The following is a 20,397-nucleotide window of genomic DNA, read 5'->3' as shown; positions in this document are numbered from 1 at the left end:
GCGGAGTGTACGTCCGCCGCCTACGCCCCCGACTTGCAGGTGATACCGCCGTCGACGATGAGTTCGATGCCCGTCACGTATTTGGACTCATCGGATGCCAGGAACAGCGCGGCGTTGGCGACGTCCCAGGCATCGCCCATGTGGCCCATCGGCACCTGGGCATCACGGGCGCGCCACATCGCTTCAACGTCGCCCTTGGCGTAGCTGGCGGCGAGACCCGCGGAATGCTCGACCATCGGCGTCTTCATCAGGCCGGGCAGGATCGCGTTGACGCGGACATGGTGGCGCGCGAACTCGACCGCCGTGGTGCGCGTCATCATGTTCATGGCGGCCTTCGAAGTGCCGTAGGTGACGTAGGACAGGCCCATGTGGCGGATCGAGGCGATCGAGGAGATGTTGATGATCGAGCCGCCGCCCTGCTTTGCCATCACCGGGATCACCTGCTTCATCGTGAGATAGGCGCTCTTGAGGTTGACGGTGAAGACGCGGTCCCAGCTCTCCTCGGTCACCTCGACCACGCTGCCCATCTCGGCGATGCCGACATTGTTGTCGAGCACGTCGATGCGGTCATAGGCCTTGAGGCACGCCGCGACCATCACCTCGATGTCGCCCGCGCGCGAAACGTCGGCGGTGAAGGCGGCCGCCTTGCCGCCCTCGCTCGTGATGATCTTCGCCGTCTCCTCGGCAGCAGTGCCGCTGCGGTCGACGCAAAACACCGACGCGCCCTCGCGCGCAAAGGTCACCGCGGTCGCCTTGCCGTTGCCCCAGCCCGGGCCAATCGAGCCGGCGCCGACCACCATCGCAACCTTGCCCTTGAGCCGATCCATCGCGTCTGTCTCCCGTGTTGTTGTTTGTCGTAGCCCGGATGAGCGAAGCGATATCCGGGGCGACTGTTCCCGGATATCGCTTCGCTCATCCGGGCTACGGATCCTTGCAGACACTCATTTTTGTGACGTTAGCACCAATGGAATGCCCGACAATCTCCGAAAGAGTCTGGCAGGCACCATCATGGCACAACCGCCACTCGCCGGCCGCGCCGGAATTGCCGAGCACGACCTCCTGCATCGGCGGACGCTTCGGCTGCCACTGAAACCAGCCATCGACGAGCCGCGCCTCGGGCGGCGGCTCCATGCCGGCGCCGGAGCCCTTGACGCGCGCCTGTACCAGTTCGAGGCCAGCCGGCGTGACGCGCCAGTCTTCCTGCCAGTCGATCTTCTCGATCGAATGCGTCCACACCAGCGTGAATGCCGTGAGCGCCAGCGCCTTCACAGCTCCTGCGGATGCGAGGCAGAGGCTCACACCGCCTCGACCGCAGCCGGCGGGCGCTGCCGCCATTGCCAGAGCACGATCATTGCCGTCAGCACGAAGCCGATGGTGTCGCTAAGCGGAAACTCCCCGAGCAGGCAGAGCGCCGCGCCGAGCGCGAGCGCGCGCTCGACGAGCGTGAGGCGCGTGAACAAGAAGCCGATCGCGACCATGCCGAACAGGCCGATCGCCACCAGCGCCTTGAAGGTCGCGAGCGCCACCGCGCCGTAGAAGCCGAGCTTTGCCGCCATGGGATCGCCGGCCTGGAGCATCAAGGCCGGCGAATAGACGAAGATGAAGGGGATGACGTAGCCGGCGAGCGCGATGCGCATGGCCTCCCAACCGATCTTGTCGGGGTTCTCCTTCGCGATGGGCGCAGCGGCGAGCGCTGCGAGCGCAACCGGCGGCGACAGGTCGGCCATGATGCCGTAGTAGAACGCGAACATGTGGCTCGCGATCAGAGGCACGCCCAGCTTTGCCAGCGCGGGCGCGGCGAGCGCGGCGGTGATGATGTAGGTCGGGATCGTGGGAATGCCGGTGCCGAGCAGGATCGACAGCAGCATGGTCATGATCAGCGCCAAAAACAGGCTCTTCTCACCAAGACCGATCACCCAGCCGCCAAAGATGGTGCCGACGCCGGTCTGCGACATCATGCCGATGATGACTCCAACGATGGCGCAGGCCATGCCGACGGTGATGGCGGATTTGGCGCTTTCGGCCAGAGCATCGCGGCAGGCGCGCAGGGACGCAAGGCCGCCGCGGACGAAGGCAGTGATCACGATCAGCGCGACGACGACGCATGAGACCGGCACGATCTGGAGGCCGTCGCGTGACAGCGCGGCGACGACGAGCGCAAGCCCGATCCAGAAGATGTAGCGGATCACCATGGCCGAGGCACCCGCTGTGATGCTCGCTCCCAGGATCAGCGCCACCGTCAGAGCAAGGCCCATGCTGCCGGCATAGAGCGGCGTAAAGCCTTCGAACAGCATGTAGACGAGCGCTGCGAGCGGCAGCACGAGATACCAGCGCGTCACCAGCGCCTTCCAGGCGCTCGGGATCTCCGCGCGCTTCATGCCGGTGAGCCCGTGCTTGCCGGCTTCCAGGTGGACCATCCAGAACGCGGACGCGAAGTAGAGCACTGCGGGGATCGCGGCCGCCTTCACGATTTCCGAGTACTGGACGCCGAGCGTCTCCGCCATGATGAAGGCGACCGCGCCCATCACCGGCGGCATGATCTGCCCGCCCATCGAGGCGGTGGCTTCGACGCCGGCGGCAAAGGCGCGGCGATAGCCGAACTTGATCATCAGGGGAATCGTGAACTGGCCGACGGTCACGACGTTGGCAACGCCCGAGCCCGAGATCGTGCCCATCATGCCCGAAGCGAACACCGCCACCTTCGCCGGGCCGCCGCGGGTGCGGCCGAACAGGCCGAGCGAGACGTCGGTGAAGAGCTGGATCATGCCGGCGCGCTCCAGGAACGAGCCGAACAGGATGAACAGGAAGATGTAGGTCGCCGAGACGTAGATCGGCACGCCGTAGAAGCCTTCAGTGCCGAAGGACAGATGCGTGACGATCTGGTCGAAGTCATAGCCGCGATGGTTGAGCGGCGACGGCAGGTACTGGCCGAAGAACCAGTAGATGAGACACGCGCCGCACATCAAAGGCAGCGCCGCGCCCATCAGCCGCCGCGTGCCCTCGAAGATCAGCACCGCGAGCAGCGTGCCGACCACGAGGTCGGCTCGCGTCGGATCACCGTCGCGCGCGATCAGATCGGCATAGAAGATCCATTGATAGAGGCCGCACAGAAATCCGGCGCCGCCGATCAGCCAGCCGATCGCGCGGCCGACATCGCTTCTAGCAGTGAAGTTGCCGATCAGGCCGAAGGTCAGCAGCAAGAGGAAGCCGACATGGACGCCGCGCACCACCTGGCTCGGCAAATAGTTGAAGGCGGCGACATAGAGCTGGAAGGCCGCAAACGCGATGCCGATCCAGTAGGCAAGATGGCCCCACCAGCCCGGGCCGAATCCTTCCGGAAAGCCATGCTCGAAATTGTCGAATTCGACCTTGATGGGCGCCTCAGCGCCCTCCGCCTGCAACATCGATATGCCCCCGCGCCCTGAAATCGTCGTGCCCGGCCTTGACCCGGGCATCCATCAAAAGATGATTCATGGAGGATGGATGGCCGGGTCAAGCCCGGCCATGACACCTGTATTACTTGATCAGCCCCTTTTCCTTGTAATAACGGATCGCGCCGGGGTGCAGCGGAACCGGGCTGCCGGTGGCCGCCGTCTCGAGCTTGATCTCCTTGCCGGCGACATGCGCATTGGCGAGCTCCGGCAAGGACTCGTAGATCAGCTTGGTCATCTGATAGGCGAGATCATCCGAGACCGCGGAGCTCGTGACGAGATAGTTCACCACCGCCGCCGTGGGCACGTCCTTGTCCTGACCGGTGTAGGTGTTCGCGGGGATCACGGCAGAGATGAAAGGCGGGCCGATCTTGTCGATGGTCTCCTTGGGCACAGCGACCACCGTGATCGGGCTCGAGGTCGAGAGGTCCTTCAGCGAGGCAACGCCGAGGCCCGCCGATTGCAGCGTCGCGTTGAGCTGGCGGTTCTTCATGAGGTCGACGGACTCGGCAAACGGAAGATATTCCACCTTGCCGAGATCCTTGTAGCTCATGCCGGCAGCCGTGAGGATCGCGCGCGAGTTGAGCTCGGTGCCGGATTTCGGCGCGCCGACCGAGAGGCTCTTGCCCTTGAGGTCGGCCAGCGTCTTGATGCCGCTCTCGGCGGTCGCGACGATCTGGATGTAATTCGGATAGATCGCGCCGATGGTGCGGAGCTTGTCGAGCTTGTTCTTGAAGCCCGCCTCCTCCTCGCCGTCCCAGGCCGCCTTGAGGGAGTCGCCGAGCGTGAACGCCAGTTCACCGCGACCCTGCTGCAAGAGGATGAGATTCTCGACCGACGCCTTGGTGGCCTGCACCTGCGTCTTCACGTTCGGAATCTTGTCGCCGTAGATTTTTCCGATCGCGACCCCGAGCGGATAGTAGACGCCGGAGGTGCCGCCGGTCAGCACGTTGATGAACGATTGTGCCTGCGCACACGACACCGACGCCGCCAGAGCAAGAGCTGAGGCTGCGCCGATCAACTTCAATTTCATGATTTTTTATCTCCCCAAACCGGCGGCGAAAATGGCCGGATGAGGGGAGCGGGTCAACCCATCCAAAAGGCACAACAGGGCTGCACGAGACAGCCGTTTCGACGGGACTTTAAGGGAACTTCGGAAGGTGCGGCGACATGGCGCAGTGAGCGCCTCAAGGCGGCACGCTCGAACGCATCGATCGAGCGTGCCTCAACCTCACTGGCAAGTCTCACTGGAAGGTCATATCCAGGCACTTGGAGATGTCGGAGCCGAGGCCGGACGAAATGATGATGCAGCCACGGACCTTCTGCGTGGTCACGTCGGCGGCCCACACCGAATAACCGCCGGGGCCGAAGAACGAGTTGGTGTTCGGTGGCTCGGTCTCGGTCGCATCGAAATCGTAGTGGCCGTCGGTCTCGAAGATGCGCGGCTTCTTGGTGCAGCCGCCGTCGGTCTGCACGTTGATCACTTCCTTGTTGTCGCGGGTCAGCGCCAGCGAGACCTGGCAACGGAAATATTCCGAGGTCTTGGTGTTGAAGAGGTAGGTGTAGGACTTGCAGGTCGCGGTGTTCAGCTTGCCGGGAGCAAGACCGCGGCTACAGGAAATCCGCTGGTTGTGGCTGAGCTGGTAGTCGTCGGCATGGGCGACGGACGCGAGCGTCACCAGCGACGCAGCGGACAAGCAAATTTTTATGACATGGTTCATGCGAATCATCCCTACCCAATCTCTTTGTCGAATTGCGTTCTAGACGGAAAGCGGACCATAGTCGCGAGGGGACGAGGGGAAAATCACAAACTGCTGGGCAGGATGTGATTGGGCACGATGACCCGTTGGGCGAGACGTGGTGCATTGCGATCGAGGCGCGTATCGATAGACCGGCAAAGACCGTTCGTGATTTGTTCGGAACGGCAGCCAGGTGGTTATGGGGAGGATGAGGATGACTGGATTTCCAATGAAGGTCTTGATGGCCGCGGCGCTGCTTGGGGCGCTCGCCGCGCCGGCCATCGCGCAGACCGCCGCGACGCCGTGGGAGCTGAAGCCCGACACGGGCTATGCCTATGACAGGGACGGCAAGACCTTCTCCTACAAGATGGGCACCAGCAATGCCGGCGACCTCCTGAAGGGCGCCAAGAAGGTGCCGCGGGGCACGCTGTTCTTCATCGGCCAGAACGGCCAGCTCTACATGCGCACCGGCCCGTACCTCGAGGGCGACGGGCGGTTCAAGTTCGGCCCGGATCAGTAAGGGACGGCACGGCCGCGATGAATACTCGGCGTCATCACCCGCGAAAGCGGGTGATCCAGTATTCCAGAGACGTGATGGGATACGGAGAGGCCGCGGCGTACTGGATGCCCCGCCGGAGCCTGTCATCGGACTCGCCGAAGGCGAGACCCGGTGGCGGGGCATGACAGCGACCTTGGGGCTAGAAGGCCCCCGCCAGCTCCCTCGCCCCGGCGTTGCTGCTGTTCGAATCCATCCGCGCATCGGTCACCGCCAGCAGCCTTGCCACCGTGTTGTGGCGGATCGCGACCGGGTTGCGCTCGTAGCCGCCGCGCTGGAAGAAGTTCGAGGTCGGCACCTGCTCGCGCATGGCTTGCGGCATCGTCACCATGTCGAGGCCGGTACCGTCGCCGGTGAGATTCATCATCTCGAGCTCGGCGGCTGTGAGCGGGCGGGTATAGCCCTTGGCGCGCGCGAACAGCACCGAGGTCAAAAGCTTGTGGGTCTGAAGCATCGGCCCGACGTCGACGTCGAGCACCATGGCGTGCATCGCCCAGCCCTGCGCGGTGTCGCCGATCTTCTCATGCTCCGACCAGGTGTCCGGCACCGACTTCGCATGCGCCACCATGCGCTTCAGTACGCCAAGCTTGTGCTCCAGCGCGTTCCGCGCCGGCCCTGAGGTCCGCGCCACCTTCTCGCTGAGCGCACGGATGAATTCATGGCCCTGCTCGGCGAGCAGCTCGACGCTGTTTGTGGTCAGCAGCTGGTTGTAACCGACCGCGGTCGAGATCGCACGCCTGCCGCCATGCTCAATGCCCGCTTGCACGTCGTAATTGCCGGTGCCGCCGGTCTCGAACGAATAGACCCGCACCGCCTGCTCGCGCGTCAGCCCGAAAGCGAGCGCATAGCGCGCGTAGGCGCGCTTGAACTCGACCTCGGTCGCGGGCCGCTGCGGCGTGAACTGATAGAGCTCCTGCGCCGCGCGCAACAGATCCGCGACGACGGGGATCTGCTTGCGCGGGCGAGGCTCCGGCTCCTCGGTGGGCTCCGGATTCACCGGCCGCTTCGGCCCGTTATAGAGCGGCGGGTGCTCCAGCACGTAATCGTCGAGCGTGACCTGTTGCCCGCTGCGCCGCTTGGCGTTGCGGCCACGCCGCTTCTCCGCGATCTGGCTCCAATAGGCGCCGGCCTCCGCGTCGAAGGCGGCGCGCGCCTCCTGATACTCCGCGAGCTTGCGGCGATATTCGAGGATGGCTGCCGGCGAAGCCTGCGCCATCGCATTGCTGACGGCCGGCGGCAGTGCGGAGGAGTCGCGCGCGGGCGCGGGCGATGCGAAGAGGACGAGCGCGAGCGGTGCAAGCGCAAGGGTCTCAAGAGCGCGCCGAATCGGTTGGTGATGCATGGCACCGTCTTAGCAAGCGCCGCGTGACTGTCAGGTTAAAAAGCCGTTTACCTCTAAGGTCATTTCCAGGCGAACACGGGCTGTTCCAGCTCGGCAACGCGGGTTGCGCGCCCCGCCAGCACCTCACGGAACTGGTAGATCAGGGCGGCAGTCGGGGCGTGGATCAGGCTGCCTTCGTGATGGAAGCGAATCACGCGCCGCGCGCTCTCGGGGATCGCGACAAAGTCGAAGGCGTCCTCGCGCTCGATCGTGTCGAGCGCGATGCTATGCACGGAGGCAACCTCCTCCGGGTTCGGAACGATTGTCTCGCTGTCGGCGGCCCAAACCACGACCGGCGTGATCAGATAGCCGGAGCGGGTCGGGTAGTCGTCCAGGAGGCCGAGCACCGCGTCCGCGGTAAACCTCAAGCCGAGCTCCTCGTCGAGCTCGCGCAGCGCCGCCGCGACCGGCGTTTCGCCGGCATCGCAGCGCCCGCCGGGCAAGGCCCATTGCCCGCGATGGGCGCGCAAGTTTGATGCACGCAAGGTGAGCAGCAGCGCCGCGTCGCGCCCCCTCGCCTGCCGCCGTCAGCGCAATAGCGACTGCGGCACGCTTCAGCGCCGGCGGCGCGTGATCGTCGGGCAGGCGCGCAAACGCCGCGCAGGCGCCGGCGATATTCCGCCGTGTGGCATCGTCGAAGGGTCTCATGATGCTTGACTACACCAGGAGCGCGCTTGATGAAATGAGGCGCATATGCGCGCGCTTTCACAGACGGACCCGGACATGATCGACAAGGCTGCCGCAAGACTCAAGCATGACGGCTGGACCGCTGTCGAAACCACCGGCTTCATGCACCTGATCGGTCCCTTGTGGGAGCGCGAGGTCGACGGCCAGCATGAATATGCGTTGATCACGCAGGACAAGCATCACAACCGCCGCGGCATGGTGCAGGGCGGCGTGACGATGACCTTCGCCGACCGCACCTGCGGCATGACGGCGCGTTACGTGACGGGCAAGCAGTACATGGCGACGGTGCAGCTCGACACGCATTTTGTCGAAGCAGGAAAAATCGGCGACATCCTGGTCTCCCGCCCGCGCGTGGTGCGCTCGACCCGCAGCCTTATCTTCATGAGCACCGAAGTCACCGTCGACGACCGCTGCATCGTGATGGCGAACGGTGTGTTCAAGTTCCTGAAGGGGCCGGAGTAGGCCACGCGCGCACCACATACTCCGCCGTCGTCCCGGCGAAGGCCGGGACGACGTTGGGGAAGCGGCGGCGGTCAAACCAACACCGTCATTGCGAGGTGCGTAGCGACGAAGCAATCCAGCGTTTCCCGCGGGCGAATAGCTGGATTGCTTCGCTGCGCTCGCAATGACGGAGTTGGGCCGCTATGCTACCGCCCGCAAAAGCATCGAGGAATAGCGCATGCAATACCGCCAGCTCGGCCGCAGTGGCCTGAAGGTTTCGCCGATCTGCCTGGGCACCATGATGTTCGGCGGCCCCACCAATGAAGCGGATTCCGCAAAGATCATCGCGAAGGCGCGCGAGGCGGGCATCAACTTCATCGACACGGCCGACGCGTATTCCAAGGGCGGCTCGGAGGAGGTGGTCGGACGCGCGATCGCCAACAACCGTCACGCCTGGGTGCTCGCCACGAAACTCGCCAACCCCATGGGCGATGATCCCAATCGCGGCGGGCTGTCGCGGCGCTGGGTGGTGCAGGCGGCCGACGAAAGCTTGAAGCGCCTCGGCACCGATTTCATCGATATCTACTATCTGCACAAGGAAGATCACGCGACGCCGCTCGAGGAAACGGTGCGCGCGATGGGAGACCTGATCCGCGCGGGCAAGGTGCGCTATTTCGGCGTCTCGAACTATCGCGCCTGGCGCCTCGCCGAGATCTGCAACATCTGCGACCGGCTTGGCATCGACCGGCCCGTGGTGAGCCAGCCCTATTACAACGCGATGAATCGCATGCCGGAGGTCGAGCACTTTCCGGCCTGCGGCTATTATGGTCTCGGCATCGTTCCCTACAGCCCGCTGGCGCGCGGGGTGCTGACAGGCAAGTACCGCCCCGATGCGCCGCCCGACAAGGACACGCGCGCGGGCCGCAACGACACCCGCATGATGCAGACCGAATGGCGGCCGGAGTCGCTCAAGCTCGCGCAGGAGATCAAACAACACGCGGAGAAGAAGGGCATCACTGCCGGCCAGTTCGCGGTCGCCTGGGTGCTCAACTCGGCCTTCGTCATCTCGGTGATCGCCGGCCCGCGCACCGAGCAGCAATGGGACGACTACATCCGCGCGCTCGACTATCGCTTCACCGCCGAGGACGAAGCGCTGATCGATCGCCTGGTCACCTCGGGTCATCCCTCGACACCGGGCTACAACGACCCGGCCTATCCGATCGAGGGTCGGCGCACGCGGACGGCGTGACCGGAGCGACCATGGCGCATCAGGACCGCTACGGGCTTCCGCTTTCCACCGCATCCGATGCGGCGGCGAGCGCCTATCGCGAGGGCGTCGACCTCTTGCTCGCGGGCTGGACCGGCACCGCGGAAGCCTTGGAGCGCGCGACCGAGGCTGATCCTGATTTCGCGCTGGCGCACATCGCGCGCGCACGCGTGCATTCCTTCTATCAGCAGGGCGAGCTCGCGCGGAAGAGAGCGGGACTCGCGCGCGAGCTCGTGGCGAAGCGCGGCACGGAGCGCGAGCGCTCGCATGTCGAAGCGCTGGCGCTCGGGGTCGAGGGACGTCTGCCCGAAGCGCTGGCCGTGACCTTGAAGCATGTCGAGACCTGGCCGCGCGATGCGGTGGTGCTGGCGCTGCCGCTCGGCGCGTTCGGCCTGTTCGCGTTCTCAGGGATGGCGGATCACGACCGCGCGCGGCAGGATCTCTGCGCCAGCGTCGCGCATCACTATGGCGAGGACTGGTGGTTCCTCACGCTCTACGGCTGGGCGATCACGGAGAACGGCGACGTTGCGCGCGGCCGCGCTATGACCGAGCGCGGCTTTGGCCTGAAGCGCGAGAACGCGCATGGCGCCCACGCCGTGCTGCACGCGATGTTCGAGGACGGCTCGATCGACGAGGCGGATCGTCTCATCGACGAATGGATCGGCGGCTATGACCGTTCCGGAATCCTGCACGGCCATATCCGCTGGCACCAGGCGCTCGGCGCGCTCGAGTACGGCAATGCGGCGCGCGCGCTCGCCATCTATGCCGACGTGCTGCAACCGTCGATGACGCAGGCGCCGCCGCTCAACGTGATCAGCGACGGCGCCTCGCTGTTATGGCGCCTGTCGGCCTATGGTCACGCCGTGCCGAAGGAGCTCTGGACCGAGGCCGACGCCGCCGCGCAAAAACTGTTTCCGAAATCGAGCATCCCCTTCGCCGACGTCCACATGGCGCTGTTCGCAGCCGCTACCCAGGATCGCGACGCGCTTGCCGCGCGGCTTGCCGTCATCGAGCAGCGGCTCGCCGACGGCAAGCTGCCCGCGGGCCCCGTGGTGCCCGCGATCTGCCGCGCGATGACGGCCTTCGCCGACGAGGATTTTGCCGCTTGCGTGCGCGAGCTGACCCCGGTGCTGACGGACGTCGTCCGCATCGGCGGCAGCCATGCCCAGCGCGAATTGATCGAGGACACTTTCGTCGTCGCCCTGATGCGCAGCGGCGAGCTTGCGCGCGCCCGCGCCATGCTCGATGCCCGCCTGCACCGCCGCCCCTCGCTGCGCGATGCGCGCTGGCAGGCAACTCTCCAGTGAGATGCTGCGATCAGGCGGCGCCGAGCCGCTGCCGTGCACTGTCGTTGGTCGCGGTGACGCCGCTGGAGGCGCCGGCCTTGCCGAGGCCGAACGGGGGCATGCCGCTGTAGATCGCCTCATAGTCGCCGGCGTGAACCCGGTAGGTCTCGTGCCAGATGCCGACGTCGCCGCGGGTCTCCTTCATCCGCCGGTTGAAATCGACCCAGGCCGGCCAGTGCTGCGCGTCGTGCGCCCGGGCGTAGCGCTCCAGATGATCAAAGCTCCGCCAGTACTGCACCATGTTGAGCAGGCCGAGCTCGGTATGGCCGAGGAAGCCCACCTCCGGCGAAGCTTTTTCCAGCTCCTTGATCATCCTGGGCATGGCGAGCGCGACCGGCAGCCATTTGTGGAGCGCCCACGGCTTGTTGACGCGCATGCCGATCAGGAACACGACGAAATCGCCCTCGATCCGGCCGGCGACGCGGCTCGGGATGACCTTGGACATGCGAAGCCTCCCCCGTAGATGTCCGGAAAGACTGCCGGAGGGCGGTGGTGGCGACAAGCATTGCCACGAAAAAAACATGGCCCTGGCGGCAAGTGCCCGCCGGGACGGGGTTGAGGCGGTTTTCGCGAATCGCCTTAAAGCGCGATAAGATCGGGATCATCGTCATCGCGCTTTAAATTATTGTTCGGGCATGATCTTTTCGGAAAGCCGCTCCACACTTTTCCGGATCATGCTTCAGGGGCGCGAAGGGTGGCGCGGTGGTATTCAAGTCGGGCATGTGCTTCGCACAGCAAAGGGGATCGCAACCAATTGGTGGTTCGATGGTTGATGCACGGAATTTTTCCGTTTCCGCCACGCGCCATGCGAGCCCCATGATGCGCCGCCTCCGACCGGTTCTGGCCGCGAGCCTGATCGCTCTCGCAACTCCTTGTTTTGCCGGGTCTTCCGCCCCCATCCGGGTCAACCAGGCGGAGCCGCAGAACTCCTTCATCGACCTCCTGGCGCTGATGTCGGGCCAGTGCAAGACCTTGCGGATCGCAGGCCGCGAGTTCGCCTGCAAGACGGTGGCCTACGCCCATGGTGACAAGGGCCGGGTCAATTTCGCGGTCGCCGTCGACGACCCCACCGATGACAGCCATGTCGTCTCGTTCTCGGGCGAGAACGGCAAGCGCGCCGACGACAATTCCTATGAGCTGTCGATCGACCGCATGCTGCTCAATTCCAAGGACAGGCCCAGGGTCGACGGCCTGCCGGTGCCGGCCGAGCAAACCTCCACCGGCATCTGCCGCCAGACCGGAAATTTCGCCGCCCGGCAGGTCTCGAACATCACCTGCTCGGCAACCGACAATGAAGGCCGCAGGTACGAGCTGCTGTTCGTCTCCGACGGCACGCCGGTGAGCGTGCGCCGCGTCCGCCAGTCCTCGCCGTCGATCCAGGATCCGTTCAAGTAGGCGTTCACCTCTCGCTGCTTGCCGCAGGTGGTGGCTTGCGGGCATAGATCTGCTCGATCTCCGCGGCGAACCGATGCTCCAGTGCGGGGCGCTTGTTCTTCAGCGTCGGCGTCAGCAACCCGGCTGCGATCGTCCATGGCTCCAGCGACCACGACACCGCGCGCGGGGTCGCATAGGCCGGATAGTTCTTCACGGCCGCGGCGATCCGTAGGAGCAGAGCGGCACGCTCGGCGTCCTCGCCCCGCTTGCCAACTCCCGCGAGCCTCTGTTGCTCCTGCTCCCACGCCTTGGCGTTGAGCACCACGAGCGCCGTGAGGAAGGGACGCTGCTCGCCAACCACGAAGGCCTGCTCGAACAGGGGATCGGCGAGGATCGCGGTTTCGAGATCGACCGGGGCGATCTTCTCGCCGGTGGAGGTGACGAGGATGTCCTTGATGCGGCCGGTGATGGTGATGCGGCCGCGCTCGATGCGCGCCTGGTCGCCGGTGTGCAGCCAGCCGTCGACCTCCTTGACGCGACGCGTCTCCTCCTCCCGGTGCCAATAGCCAAGCATCACGCTCGGGCCGCGGACCAGCAGCTCGTCCTTCTCGCCGAGCCTGACCTCGATGCCGTCGAGGACATGGCCGACCGAGCGCGGGTCGTTCTCGTCAGGGGTGTTGACGGAGACGACCGGCGAGGTCTCGGTCATGCCATAGCCTTGCAGGACGTCGAGCCCCAGCGAGAGGAAGAGGCGGATGACGGGTTCGGCGATCGGCGCACCGCCCGAGACCGCAACCCGCAAGCGACCGCCGAACTGTGCGAGCACCTTGTCGGCGACGAAGCGCTTCAGGATCGGCCATGCCAGCCGGTCGAACAAAGAAGGCAAGCGCCTCCCCTGTCGCGCGTCAAAGCGCCGGCCGCCGACGGCGAGCGTGAGGTCGAGCAGCGCGCGCTCGACGCGGCCAGCCGCTTCGCGGTGCTGCATGATCAGCGCAAAGATGCGCTCATAGATCCGCGGCACCGAGATCAGCACCGTCGGCTGCACATGCTTCAGATCCTGCGAGAGTTGCGGCACCGAACGCGCATAGGCGACGCAGGCGCCCGCCGCGATCGGATAGTAATAGCCGCCGGTGCGCTCGAACGTGTGCGACAGCGGCAGGAAGGACAGGAAGAGATCGTCGGGCTCGGCGGCGATGCGCCGCGCGATCGCCTTCACATTCGCCACGACGTTGCCATGCGACAGCATCACCCCCTTCGGCCGTCCGGTGGTACCCGAGGTGTAGACGATGGCGGCAAGATCATCCGCCCGGACGGCAACATCGGCCATTGCGGAGCCGCTGGCCTGCGCGTCGAGCCAGCGATCCAGCGCGACGACACGGGCGTCGGCGGCCGCGCCCGATGTCCCGGACAGACTCGCGCAGACGACGCGCCTGAGATTGTCGAGGCGTTGACCGGTCGCGACGATCGCCTGCCAGCGCTCCAGCGTATCCACGAACAGCAACAGCGCGCCGGAATCATCGAGGATGTAGGCAATGCTGTCGGGGTTGTCGACGGCGTGCATCGGCACCGGCACGAGACCGCGCGACAGCGCCGCCTGGTCCATCGCGATATGCGCGATGCCGTTGGGCATCAGGATCGCAACCCGCTCGCCGGCCGCAAAACCCTCGGCAGCGAGCGCGCGGCGCCAGCGCTCGAACTCGGCGTCGATCTGTTGCCAGGAATAGCTTGCCCACCGCCCGGCCGTCGCATCATATTGGCGATAGGCCTCCCCGCCCGGCGTCAGCGCGACGCGCCAGCGCAACAGACCCGGCAACGTCATCACCTCCGCCAGCGGGCGCGGACGATCTTGCGTCTTAGTGATCTCGTCTGGCATAGGGTGGTTTCCCTGTACGCGCGATTGCCTCGTCGTCCCGAGGCCGATACCTGGCTCGGCCAGCCGCGCCCGATATTGATCGTCAGCAAAGCCGCCAGGCACCGGCGCCAAGGTGCAAGGCGCACATCAATCCTGCAAAACAATTCATTTGCAATATCGGCTGTCAAATCCCATCGCCTATCGCAGGCGCGTGAGGCGGTTGCGAATCTCGCGGAGATCAGGCCTGAGTTTCAGGGCCCGGGCGTAGTCGGCGCTCGCATGGGCGAAGTCGCGGAGCTCTTCGTATGCCTGGCCGCGCGCGGCGAGCGCATCGACATCGTCGGCGTCGATGCGCAGCGCCTGTGAATAGTCGGCGATCGCACTCGTATAGTCGCGCTTGAAGGCGTGGGCGCTGCCGCGGTTGAGGTAGGCGGTCGCATCGTTCGGATCGAGCGCGATCGCCTTCGTTGTATCAGCGATCGCGGCATCGAAATCGCCGGTGCGGACATAGGCGGCCGCGCGATTGTGCAGGGCGAAGATGTTTTTTGGATCGACCGCGAGCACCGCGCTGTAGTCGGCGATCGCCGCAGCGAAATTGCCCATCTCCTGATAGGCGCGGCCACGGCCGATCAGCGCCGCGCCATAATGCGCGTCGATCCGCAGCGCCTCGCCGTAATCCCTGATGGCACGATCGAACTCGCCCTTGTCATGAAAGGCGTCGGCACGATTGGCGAGCCCGATGGCGTTGTTCGGATCGAGCGCCAGCGCCGCATTGAAGCCCGCGATCGCGGCATCGAGCTCGCGGCGCGCATGATGCACCAGCGCGCGGCCATAGAGCGCGGTGAGCTGCTTCGGATCGAGCGCCAGTGCGCGGTCGTAATCGGCCATCGCGCGATTGAGATCGCGCATCTCCTGCCAGGTCCGGCCGCGGTTGGCCGGGAAGATCGCATTGGCCGGCTCGAGCCGCATCGCCGCGTCGAAATCGGCCAGCGCCTTCTCATAACGATGCTGTCGGCGAAGGGCGACGCCGCGACTGTTGAACGCGGCGGCAAAGCTGGGGTCGGCCGCGATCGCCGCGTCGAGATCGGACAGCGCGCCATCGAGATCATCGGCGCGCATCGTGTTGCGCCCGCGCTCCCAGAGCACGCTAGCGAGATCGCGCGGCGTCGCCATCTCGCTCGTCACGGCCGCGCGGCAACGGGCGATCGCCGCATCATCAACCGTCTCGTGGCAGGGCTTTTCGTCAGCCGCCATGGCCAGGCCTGAGAGTGCGATCGACGCCATGATGGCCGTTGCCAGAACAAGGGATGCGCGCATGCATCGGGTCCGCTACCCCTTCACCTTGCAGGTGACGGGGCCATTGTCGAGCATGAGCTGATTGCCGCCGAGGTCGGTCACGATCTGCCCGGCGTAGATGCCCTTGGCCTTGTCGCGCTGCGCCGAGATCACCACCCGGACGCGGCTCTTGTCCGACTCGTCCATGGCGACGACCAAGAGATTGTCGTCGCGGAAGCTGAACAGCGTGACCTTCGACGGGTAGTCGAAGTCGATCGGCGGCAGGCCGCCCTGCTTCTTCGGCACCTCGAAGGTCAGCTCCTGGTCCGCCGGGTAGGAGCAGGTGATCGACTTCGCCATGGCGGCATTGGCGTGAAGGGCGAGCAGCAGGGTAATGCAGATGATGGCAGCGCGTTTCATGACAGGATTCTTGGCAGGATTCTCGGCGAGACCCGTGACGGGACAATCATGCATCTGTCGCAGCTGGCGGGCATTGCGTTCAGATGTCGGCGGTGAAAGCGTTCGGTCATCGCGCATGCCCGCGCCCCAAATGCCGGTGTCATGCCCCGCGAAGGCCGGGCATCCAGTACGCCGCGGCTCATCGATCTCATCATCACCGTCTCGGAGTACTGGATCGCCCGGTCAAGCGAGCGATGACAGTGAGGAATGCCGCGCATCAATCTTTGCGGCGATTCTGCGCCGGCAAAGCGCTGGGCAAGGCGGCACTTTGTCGCCGGAACGCACGAGCGCGTCATTCCGTTATCCCCGCACACATCAATTGGAGTGAGTGACGGAATGAAGAGTCTCTTTGTGGCAATAGCTGTTGCGGCTGCGGCGCTCGCAGGTTCATCCGCGGCGAATGCCGCCGGCAAGGGCGCGGCCAAATTACACGACAAGCCGCACACGCAGTCCCGCCAATCGACCGACTTCAGCGCGCAAGGCCGGCATCATCACTGGCACGGTCCGCGCCATCATCATTGGCGACCGCACGGCTACTCACGCCCGTACTACCGCAGTTACGGCTATTATCCGCGACCGCATGTCTACCACGGCAGGCCGCACGGCTATTACGGCGGCCACCGCTGGTGAGACGAAAAGCCCGCAGTGATGCGGGCTTTTTGTTTGAGGGATCTGCGTCGCGGCGTTCAAGCCAGCTGCAGCGGCCGGATCGACGTCGCCACATGGCGGATCAGCTCCATGTCCTCGCCCAAAATCTCGAACAGGCCGAGACGCAGCTTGTAGCCCCAGTTCGGATTGTCGCGCGTGAAGGCGAGGTTTTCGAGCAGCGGCCGGATCGGCACCTCGGCGGCGTCACTCCACGCGACGTCGCGGCGGAACGGGTGGAAGCCGCCGCCCATGTCGGCCTGGTAGGGCACGCCCGGCTTGACCACGCCGATCGCGGTAAAAGCCTGGAGCCGATCCTTGCCGCCAAAAGTTTCAGTCGGCGAGTAATAGGCGACGTGATCGCCCGGCGAGATCCGCCGCAACGGCCCGCCCTTGCCGTGGCAGACCTGCATGAAGCCGTGTGCACGCCCGATCCGGACATGCTGGGCCGAGGCGACGGCGATCCAGTGCTTCATGTGAGGTCCTCCAAAATGCCGCTGTTGGGCACTGGTGGAAGGCTAGCAGCAGGCAGTGTCAGATATTGGCAGCAGTCTTGGGGAGGAGAGGCTCGCCGCGGCCGCGCTACTACCTGACACACCCCTTCAAAATGACCGCCGCGGTCTCCCGCCCACTCGCCAGCGCCGCCTCGACCGTGCCCATGTCCCGGCCGCGGTAGAGGGCTTCGCCGGAGAACAGCACGGCGGTGCCATCGGCGCTGGCGAGGATCGATTGCGCATCGCGCGTCTGCGGCGTGGCCCAGGAATAGGCGCCGCGCGCGTAGGGATCGTGCGCCCAGTTGATCGCCCGCGCGGCGATCAACCTTAGCGCCGGATCGTTCGGCGACAGGCCGAAGATGCCGGCCAGCGAAGCAAGACCGGCCTCGATCAACTCCGGCTCAGTGAGGCCGGCAAGGCTGGCCGTCTGCGGGCCGCCGAACCAGCCGGTGAGCACGGCATCGCCGGCCGGATGCTGCGTCCACCACACCGGGATTTTCTCATCCGACAGCAGGAAGGTCAGGTCGGTGATATCCGCCTGCCGGTCGAGCCACCAGCGCCGCTCGAAACGCAGCAGGATCTTGATGACGTTGCCGAAGCCGATATCCGCCGCAACCGCGGCCTTCTCGCGCGCTGCGCGCGGCAGCGCGATCTCCTTCAGCAGCGGCACCGGCACCGTGAGGACCGCAGCATCGCCGCGATGCACCTCGCCGTTGCCGCAACGGATAACGACGCCACCATCGGCCTCTTCGACTCCTGATACGATGGAGCCGAGACGGATGTCGACGCCGCGGGCGCGGCATTCGGCCTCCAGAAACTCGATGAGCGCGCCATAGCCGCCGACGATGCGCCCCTGCGCATGCCGCCCGCCGGCCATCCATTCGTCGCGCAACGCGAGCACGCTGGCGCGCGCGGGATCGGCGGCGTCATAACCTTCCACCATCCGCGTGACGAACTGCCGGAGCGATTCGTATTGGCTGTCAGCAAAATAGCGGCGCAGGAATTCATCGACGGTCAGGTCGTCCTTCACCTCCTTCACCACCTGGTGAAGCTCGACCTCGTGCGGATCGTGGCGCGCCTCGCGCGAGAGCTTTCCGCCCTCAACGCTCCATTGCGTCCCTGCGATCGTGGCCAGCGAAAGCCCGGCTTCGGCGAGCAGAGCGCGCGTGACCGGCGCCTCGCCATGGACGAACTCGGCGCCGCCGGCCGCTTCATATCCGAACTCCGCGGCGGAAAGCGGAAGAATCCGCCCGCCGCAGCGCATCCGCGCTTCGAGGATCGTCACGCGCCGGCCGGCACGGGCGAGCTCGCGCGCCGCCATCAGACCGGCCGCGCCCGCGCCGACGACCACGATATGCTCTGATGTGTCCGACATGCCCTGCTTTACTGGCCCGCGGCGTTCGGATCGTTCTTGAGGAGATAGCGCAACAGCAATACGCCGCCGCCGAGCGGCTTTGTGCTCTCGAGCGTCATCGCGATGACCGGCGCACGCTGCTCACTCTCGGCTTCGGTCGAGTCGAACACGATCGGCGCGCCCCTGGCGCCGTCCACGGCCGGACAGAGGATCAGGTTCAGCTCGTCGATGAGCCCCGCGCGCAAGAATGCGCCGTTGGCAGCGCCGCCGCCCTCCAGCAACAGCCGCTTCACGCCGAGCTCGCGATTGAGAATGTCGAGCGTCAGCGAAAGATCGATCTCCGACTTGCCGGCAAAGATGTAGGACACGCCCTCGCCGCGAAGCCCCGCGAGATGCGCATCCGACACGCCCTCGGTCAACACCACGACGATGGGATCGCCGCCGATATCGGAGCGGCCCCAGCCGATCTTGCCATGCGCATCGAGCACGACACCGTAGGCCTTGATATCAGAGGTCTTGGCGTCGCGCCGCGCAAACCAGTTTTCGCGCGGAAACGTCGCGTTCGTCGTCGTGGGATACGGCTTGCCTTTGGCGAATTCCGAACCGGTGACGCGGCCGATCAGCCAGGCATCACCGCCGAGCTCGTCATGGATCCGCTCGAACCACTCCGAGCCCGCGCCCTTCGGCCGCCAGCGGCTGTGATGCGTGCGGCCATCGACGCTCGAGGCCATCAGGCAGATGACGTAGGGCTTCATGCAAATCTCCGGGATACTTTCAAGCCGCCGGCCCACTGCCCTTGGCGCGATCGCTCAGGATCACCGCGAGCGGGTTAAGCTTTGGCGGCGCGACGAGCTTGAGCGTGTTGCTGTCGTGATGATTGAACGGCGCGCCTCTCACGAACAACTCGGTCTGGATCAGATAGGTCCAGCTTCCATCATCGTTGAAGGTGATGTCGCAGCGGTAACTGTCCGTGCGGAAGGCTTGTTCCAGAAAGTCGGTCGAGCAGATCCCGTAGTTCGTCTCGCCACGTTTCGCCGTGACCGAGATCTTCTTGTCATCCGGCTTGGCCTTGCCCGAAGCAAGCAACACCTGGCCGCGCGGTATGGCCAGCGTCTGCATGATGAGTCCGGTCGCAGGCTCCCACAGCCAGTAGCCGACCTGGTCGTGGAAGGTGATGTCTTCCTCGGGCGTGTTGATGTGGATGTGATAGCGCAGCCCATAAAACAGCTGCGGCCCGTTGGCCTGCGGATCGATCGGGTCCATCCGGATATGCTCGACGAACGTCCGCCGCTCCGGCCCTTCGGCCTTCGGATTGATGTCGATGCCCTTGTCCGCTTGCCAGACCCCGGCGAGACGGCGGAGCGGTCCGAGATTGGCGAGGCCGTCGGGGGAGACGTCGTCGGGTTCTGTGAAGATGTCGGCGGGGATGGGGAGCATGGGGGCGGCCTCCGCGGGGGTACGGGGAGCAGCAATAGCATGCGGGTGGCGCGCATGGTTCGGCACGTGCTTCACAAACGCGAGTGGGCAAGGGCCCCCACCGAGAAAGCCAGCGCGGCCAGCGAGTCAGGTTTCGGGTGGCTCTCGGTGACACCTTGCGGTTGGATGTCATCCGCACAGTCATTGCTGAGAGAATTGAAGGTAAACATGGCCAACAGGACCTACGGGACGGTCTGTCCCGAGCGACAAAAGGAGATGAGCGGGCTGGAGTTCGTCAAAGGCCTCGCCAGCGGAGCGCTACCCCTGAACACGATCGCGCAGACCTTGGGCTACGACGTGGTCGAGGCCGAAAGCGGTCGGGTCGCTATCACGCTCGATCCAACAGGCGCGCACCTGGGGTACGGTGCATGGCGGTCTGACAGCGACGCTTCTCGATAGCTGCATGGGCCTCGCCATCCAGTCGATGCTCGAAAGAAGCGTCGGCAGCACGACGCTCGAGTTCAAGATCTCGCTGGTCCGAGCCATCACGCTGGAGACCGGCCAGATCCGGGCCGAGGGCAGGGTCCTGAACTGCGGCCGTCGTGTCGGGACGGCAGAAGGCCGCGTAACCGACACCAAGGGACGTTCGCGCATGGCACGACGACCTGCCTGATTTTTCC

The 20,397-nt window shown here is 65.3% G+C and carries 22 protein-coding genes and 1 pseudogene; 8 read left to right on the top strand and 15 right to left on the bottom strand.

Annotated elements, in window-relative coordinates:
• Window positions 1-20: 20 nt before the first annotated feature.
• The 5 genes from QQL28_RS29895 to QQL28_RS29875 all read right to left on the bottom strand — a co-directional run bounded on the left by QQL28_RS29895 (window position 21) and on the right by QQL28_RS29875 (window position 5,152).
• Window positions 21-827 (bottom strand): SDR family NAD(P)-dependent oxidoreductase, encoded by an 807-nt coding sequence (locus QQL28_RS29895; RefSeq protein ID WP_284271268.1) that lies wholly within the window; start codon window positions 825-827, stop codon window positions 21-23.
• Between the two features lie 94 nt (window positions 828-921).
• Complete coding sequence (locus QQL28_RS29890) at window positions 922-1,335, bottom strand: DUF1850 domain-containing protein (protein ID WP_284271267.1); 414 nt, start codon at window positions 1,333-1,335, stop codon at window positions 922-924.
• Entirely contained in the window at window positions 1,296-3,404 is a 2,109-nt protein-coding gene (locus tag QQL28_RS29885) for a TRAP transporter permease (protein WP_284271266.1), read from the bottom strand. Before QQL28_RS29885 ends, QQL28_RS29890 begins: the two co-directional genes overlap by 40 nt.
• 112 nt (window positions 3,405-3,516) lie before the next feature.
• On the bottom strand, window positions 3,517-4,464 hold the full coding sequence (locus tag QQL28_RS29880) for a TAXI family TRAP transporter solute-binding subunit (protein ID WP_284271265.1): 948 nt from the start codon (window positions 4,462-4,464) through the stop codon (window positions 3,517-3,519).
• A 211-nt stretch (window positions 4,465-4,675) separates the two neighbouring features.
• Entirely contained in the window at window positions 4,676-5,152 is a 477-nt protein-coding gene (locus QQL28_RS29875; RefSeq protein WP_284271264.1) for a hypothetical protein, read from the bottom strand.
• A gap of 232 nt (window positions 5,153-5,384) precedes the next feature.
• Here QQL28_RS29875 and QQL28_RS29870 point away from each other — a divergent pair, with 232 nt between their 5' ends.
• Complete coding sequence (locus QQL28_RS29870; RefSeq protein WP_431309662.1) at window positions 5,385-5,690, top strand: hypothetical protein; 306 nt, start codon at window positions 5,385-5,387, stop codon at window positions 5,688-5,690.
• Between the two features lie 178 nt (window positions 5,691-5,868).
• On the opposite strand, the gene QQL28_RS29865 is transcribed toward QQL28_RS29870, so the two are convergent.
• Both QQL28_RS29865 and QQL28_RS29860 read right to left on the bottom strand, forming a co-directional pair.
• Window positions 5,869-7,068, bottom strand: a complete 1,200-nt coding sequence (locus QQL28_RS29865) for a hypothetical protein (RefSeq protein WP_284271263.1) — start codon at window positions 7,066-7,068, stop codon at window positions 5,869-5,871.
• Window positions 7,069-7,127: 59 nt separating this feature from the next.
• Window positions 7,128-7,755: pseudogene (locus QQL28_RS29860) on the bottom strand (NUDIX hydrolase).
• A 75-nt stretch (window positions 7,756-7,830) separates the two neighbouring features.
• Here QQL28_RS29860 and QQL28_RS29855 point away from each other — a divergent pair.
• From QQL28_RS29855 to QQL28_RS29845, 3 genes are all read left to right on the top strand, one after another.
• A complete protein-coding gene (locus QQL28_RS29855; protein ID WP_284271450.1) occupies window positions 7,831-8,256 on the top strand; it encodes a PaaI family thioesterase in 426 nt (141 codons plus the stop codon).
• Window positions 8,257-8,473: 217 nt separating this feature from the next.
• The gene (locus QQL28_RS29850; RefSeq protein WP_284271262.1) at window positions 8,474-9,484 is read left to right on the top strand and encodes an aldo/keto reductase; all 1,011 of its coding nucleotides are present in this window, start codon (window positions 8,474-8,476) and stop codon (window positions 9,482-9,484) included.
• 11 nt (window positions 9,485-9,495) lie between these two features.
• Window positions 9,496-10,809 (top strand): tetratricopeptide repeat protein, encoded by a 1,314-nt coding sequence (locus QQL28_RS29845; RefSeq protein ID WP_284271261.1) that lies wholly within the window; start codon window positions 9,496-9,498, stop codon window positions 10,807-10,809.
• Between the two features lie 10 nt (window positions 10,810-10,819).
• Here QQL28_RS29845 and QQL28_RS29840 read toward each other — a convergent pair whose 3' ends face one another.
• Complete coding sequence (locus QQL28_RS29840) at window positions 10,820-11,293, bottom strand: DUF4188 domain-containing protein (RefSeq protein ID WP_284271259.1); 474 nt, start codon at window positions 11,291-11,293, stop codon at window positions 10,820-10,822.
• A gap of 374 nt (window positions 11,294-11,667) precedes the next feature.
• On the opposite strand from QQL28_RS29840, the gene QQL28_RS29835 reads away from it, so the two are divergent.
• Window positions 11,668-12,243 (top strand): hypothetical protein, encoded by a 576-nt coding sequence (locus QQL28_RS29835; protein ID WP_284271448.1) that lies wholly within the window; start codon window positions 11,668-11,670, stop codon window positions 12,241-12,243.
• A 4-nt stretch (window positions 12,244-12,247) separates the two neighbouring features.
• Here the strand turns inward: QQL28_RS29835 and QQL28_RS29830 are convergent, their stop codons facing one another.
• The 3 genes from QQL28_RS29830 to QQL28_RS29820 all read right to left on the bottom strand — a co-directional run bounded on the left by QQL28_RS29830 (window position 12,248) and on the right by QQL28_RS29820 (window position 15,769).
• A complete protein-coding gene (locus tag QQL28_RS29830) occupies window positions 12,248-14,095 on the bottom strand; it encodes an AMP-dependent synthetase/ligase (protein ID WP_284271257.1) in 1,848 nt (615 codons plus the stop codon).
• A gap of 177 nt (window positions 14,096-14,272) precedes the next feature.
• A complete protein-coding gene (locus QQL28_RS29825) occupies window positions 14,273-15,391 on the bottom strand; it encodes a tetratricopeptide repeat protein (protein ID WP_284271256.1) in 1,119 nt (372 codons plus the stop codon).
• A 12-nt stretch (window positions 15,392-15,403) separates the two neighbouring features.
• On the bottom strand, window positions 15,404-15,769 hold the full coding sequence (locus QQL28_RS29820) for a hypothetical protein (protein WP_284271255.1): 366 nt from the start codon (window positions 15,767-15,769) through the stop codon (window positions 15,404-15,406).
• A gap of 375 nt (window positions 15,770-16,144) precedes the next feature.
• Between QQL28_RS29820 and QQL28_RS29815 the strand changes: the two genes are divergently transcribed.
• Entirely contained in the window at window positions 16,145-16,438 is a 294-nt protein-coding gene (locus tag QQL28_RS29815) for a hypothetical protein (RefSeq protein WP_284271254.1), read from the top strand.
• Between the two features lie 56 nt (window positions 16,439-16,494).
• On the opposite strand, the gene QQL28_RS29810 is transcribed toward QQL28_RS29815, so the two are convergent.
• The 4 genes from QQL28_RS29810 to QQL28_RS29795 all read right to left on the bottom strand — a co-directional run bounded on the left by QQL28_RS29810 (window position 16,495) and on the right by QQL28_RS29795 (window position 19,738).
• The gene (locus QQL28_RS29810) at window positions 16,495-16,929 is read right to left on the bottom strand and encodes an EVE domain-containing protein (protein ID WP_284271253.1); all 435 of its coding nucleotides are present in this window, start codon (window positions 16,927-16,929) and stop codon (window positions 16,495-16,497) included.
• 109 nt (window positions 16,930-17,038) lie between these two features.
• Entirely contained in the window at window positions 17,039-18,322 is a 1,284-nt protein-coding gene (locus QQL28_RS29805) for a flavin monoamine oxidase family protein (protein ID WP_284271252.1), read from the bottom strand.
• 8 nt (window positions 18,323-18,330) lie between these two features.
• Window positions 18,331-19,056, bottom strand: coding sequence for a RibD family protein (locus QQL28_RS29800; RefSeq protein WP_284271250.1), 726 nt, complete (start codon window positions 19,054-19,056; stop codon window positions 18,331-18,333).
• Between the two features lie 19 nt (window positions 19,057-19,075).
• Entirely contained in the window at window positions 19,076-19,738 is a 663-nt protein-coding gene (locus QQL28_RS29795; RefSeq protein ID WP_284271249.1) for an FABP family protein, read from the bottom strand.
• 207 nt (window positions 19,739-19,945) lie between these two features.
• Between QQL28_RS29795 and QQL28_RS46215 the strand changes: the two genes are divergently transcribed.
• Entirely contained in the window at window positions 19,946-20,176 is a 231-nt protein-coding gene (locus QQL28_RS46215; protein WP_431309661.1) for a hypothetical protein, read from the top strand.
• A 4-nt stretch (window positions 20,177-20,180) separates the two neighbouring features.
• Complete coding sequence (locus QQL28_RS46210) at window positions 20,181-20,390, top strand: PaaI family thioesterase (RefSeq protein WP_431309660.1); 210 nt, start codon at window positions 20,181-20,183, stop codon at window positions 20,388-20,390.
• Window positions 20,391-20,397: the final 7 nt, after the last annotated feature.

It is taken from the genome of Bradyrhizobium iriomotense, assembly GCF_030160715.1.
GTDB lineage: Bacteria > Pseudomonadota > Alphaproteobacteria > Rhizobiales > Xanthobacteraceae > Bradyrhizobium > Bradyrhizobium iriomotense.
The sequence above is the reverse complement of the archived record's forward strand: the minus strand, read 5'-3'. Positions and strand labels throughout refer to the sequence as shown.

Bases quoted from the DNA above. Each gene is read 5' to 3' on its own strand.
- QQL28_RS29895 (WP_284271268.1), bottom strand. From the start codon at position 827: ATGGATCGGCTCAAGGGCAAGGTTGCGATGGTGGTCGGCGCCGGCTCG.
- QQL28_RS29890 (WP_284271267.1), bottom strand. From the start codon at position 1,335: ATGGCGGCAGCGCCCGCCGGCTGCGGTCGAGGCGGTGTGAGCCTCTGC.
- QQL28_RS29885 (WP_284271266.1), bottom strand. From the start codon at position 3,404: ATGTTGCAGGCGGAGGGCGCTGAGGCGCCCATCAAGGTCGAATTCGAC.
- QQL28_RS29880 (WP_284271265.1), bottom strand. From the start codon at position 4,464: ATGAAATTGAAGTTGATCGGCGCAGCCTCAGCTCTTGCTCTGGCGGCG.
- QQL28_RS29875 (WP_284271264.1), bottom strand. From the start codon at position 5,152: ATGAACCATGTCATAAAAATTTGCTTGTCCGCTGCGTCGCTGGTGACG.
- QQL28_RS29870 (WP_431309662.1), top strand. From the start codon at position 5,385: ATGACTGGATTTCCAATGAAGGTCTTGATGGCCGCGGCGCTGCTTGGG.
- QQL28_RS29865 (WP_284271263.1), bottom strand. From the start codon at position 7,068: ATGCATCACCAACCGATTCGGCGCGCTCTTGAGACCCTTGCGCTTGCA.
- QQL28_RS29855 (WP_284271450.1), top strand. From the start codon at position 7,831: ATGATCGACAAGGCTGCCGCAAGACTCAAGCATGACGGCTGGACCGCT.
- QQL28_RS29850 (WP_284271262.1), top strand. From the start codon at position 8,474: ATGCAATACCGCCAGCTCGGCCGCAGTGGCCTGAAGGTTTCGCCGATC.
- QQL28_RS29845 (WP_284271261.1), top strand. From the start codon at position 9,496: ATGGCGCATCAGGACCGCTACGGGCTTCCGCTTTCCACCGCATCCGAT.
- QQL28_RS29840 (WP_284271259.1), bottom strand. From the start codon at position 11,293: ATGTCCAAGGTCATCCCGAGCCGCGTCGCCGGCCGGATCGAGGGCGAT.
- QQL28_RS29835 (WP_284271448.1), top strand. From the start codon at position 11,668: ATGCGCCGCCTCCGACCGGTTCTGGCCGCGAGCCTGATCGCTCTCGCA.
- QQL28_RS29830 (WP_284271257.1), bottom strand. From the start codon at position 14,095: ATGCCAGACGAGATCACTAAGACGCAAGATCGTCCGCGCCCGCTGGCG.
- QQL28_RS29825 (WP_284271256.1), bottom strand. From the start codon at position 15,391: ATGCGCGCATCCCTTGTTCTGGCAACGGCCATCATGGCGTCGATCGCA.
- QQL28_RS29820 (WP_284271255.1), bottom strand. From the start codon at position 15,769: ATGAAACGCGCTGCCATCATCTGCATTACCCTGCTGCTCGCCCTTCAC.
- QQL28_RS29815 (WP_284271254.1), top strand. From the start codon at position 16,145: ATGAAGAGTCTCTTTGTGGCAATAGCTGTTGCGGCTGCGGCGCTCGCA.
- QQL28_RS29810 (WP_284271253.1), bottom strand. From the start codon at position 16,929: ATGAAGCACTGGATCGCCGTCGCCTCGGCCCAGCATGTCCGGATCGGG.
- QQL28_RS29805 (WP_284271252.1), bottom strand. From the start codon at position 18,322: ATGTCGGACACATCAGAGCATATCGTGGTCGTCGGCGCGGGCGCGGCC.
- QQL28_RS29800 (WP_284271250.1), bottom strand. From the start codon at position 19,056: ATGAAGCCCTACGTCATCTGCCTGATGGCCTCGAGCGTCGATGGCCGC.
- QQL28_RS29795 (WP_284271249.1), bottom strand. From the start codon at position 19,738: ATGCTCCCCATCCCCGCCGACATCTTCACAGAACCCGACGACGTCTCC.
- QQL28_RS46215 (WP_431309661.1), top strand. From the start codon at position 19,946: ATGGCCAACAGGACCTACGGGACGGTCTGTCCCGAGCGACAAAAGGAG.
- QQL28_RS46210 (WP_431309660.1), top strand. From the start codon at position 20,181: ATGGGCCTCGCCATCCAGTCGATGCTCGAAAGAAGCGTCGGCAGCACG.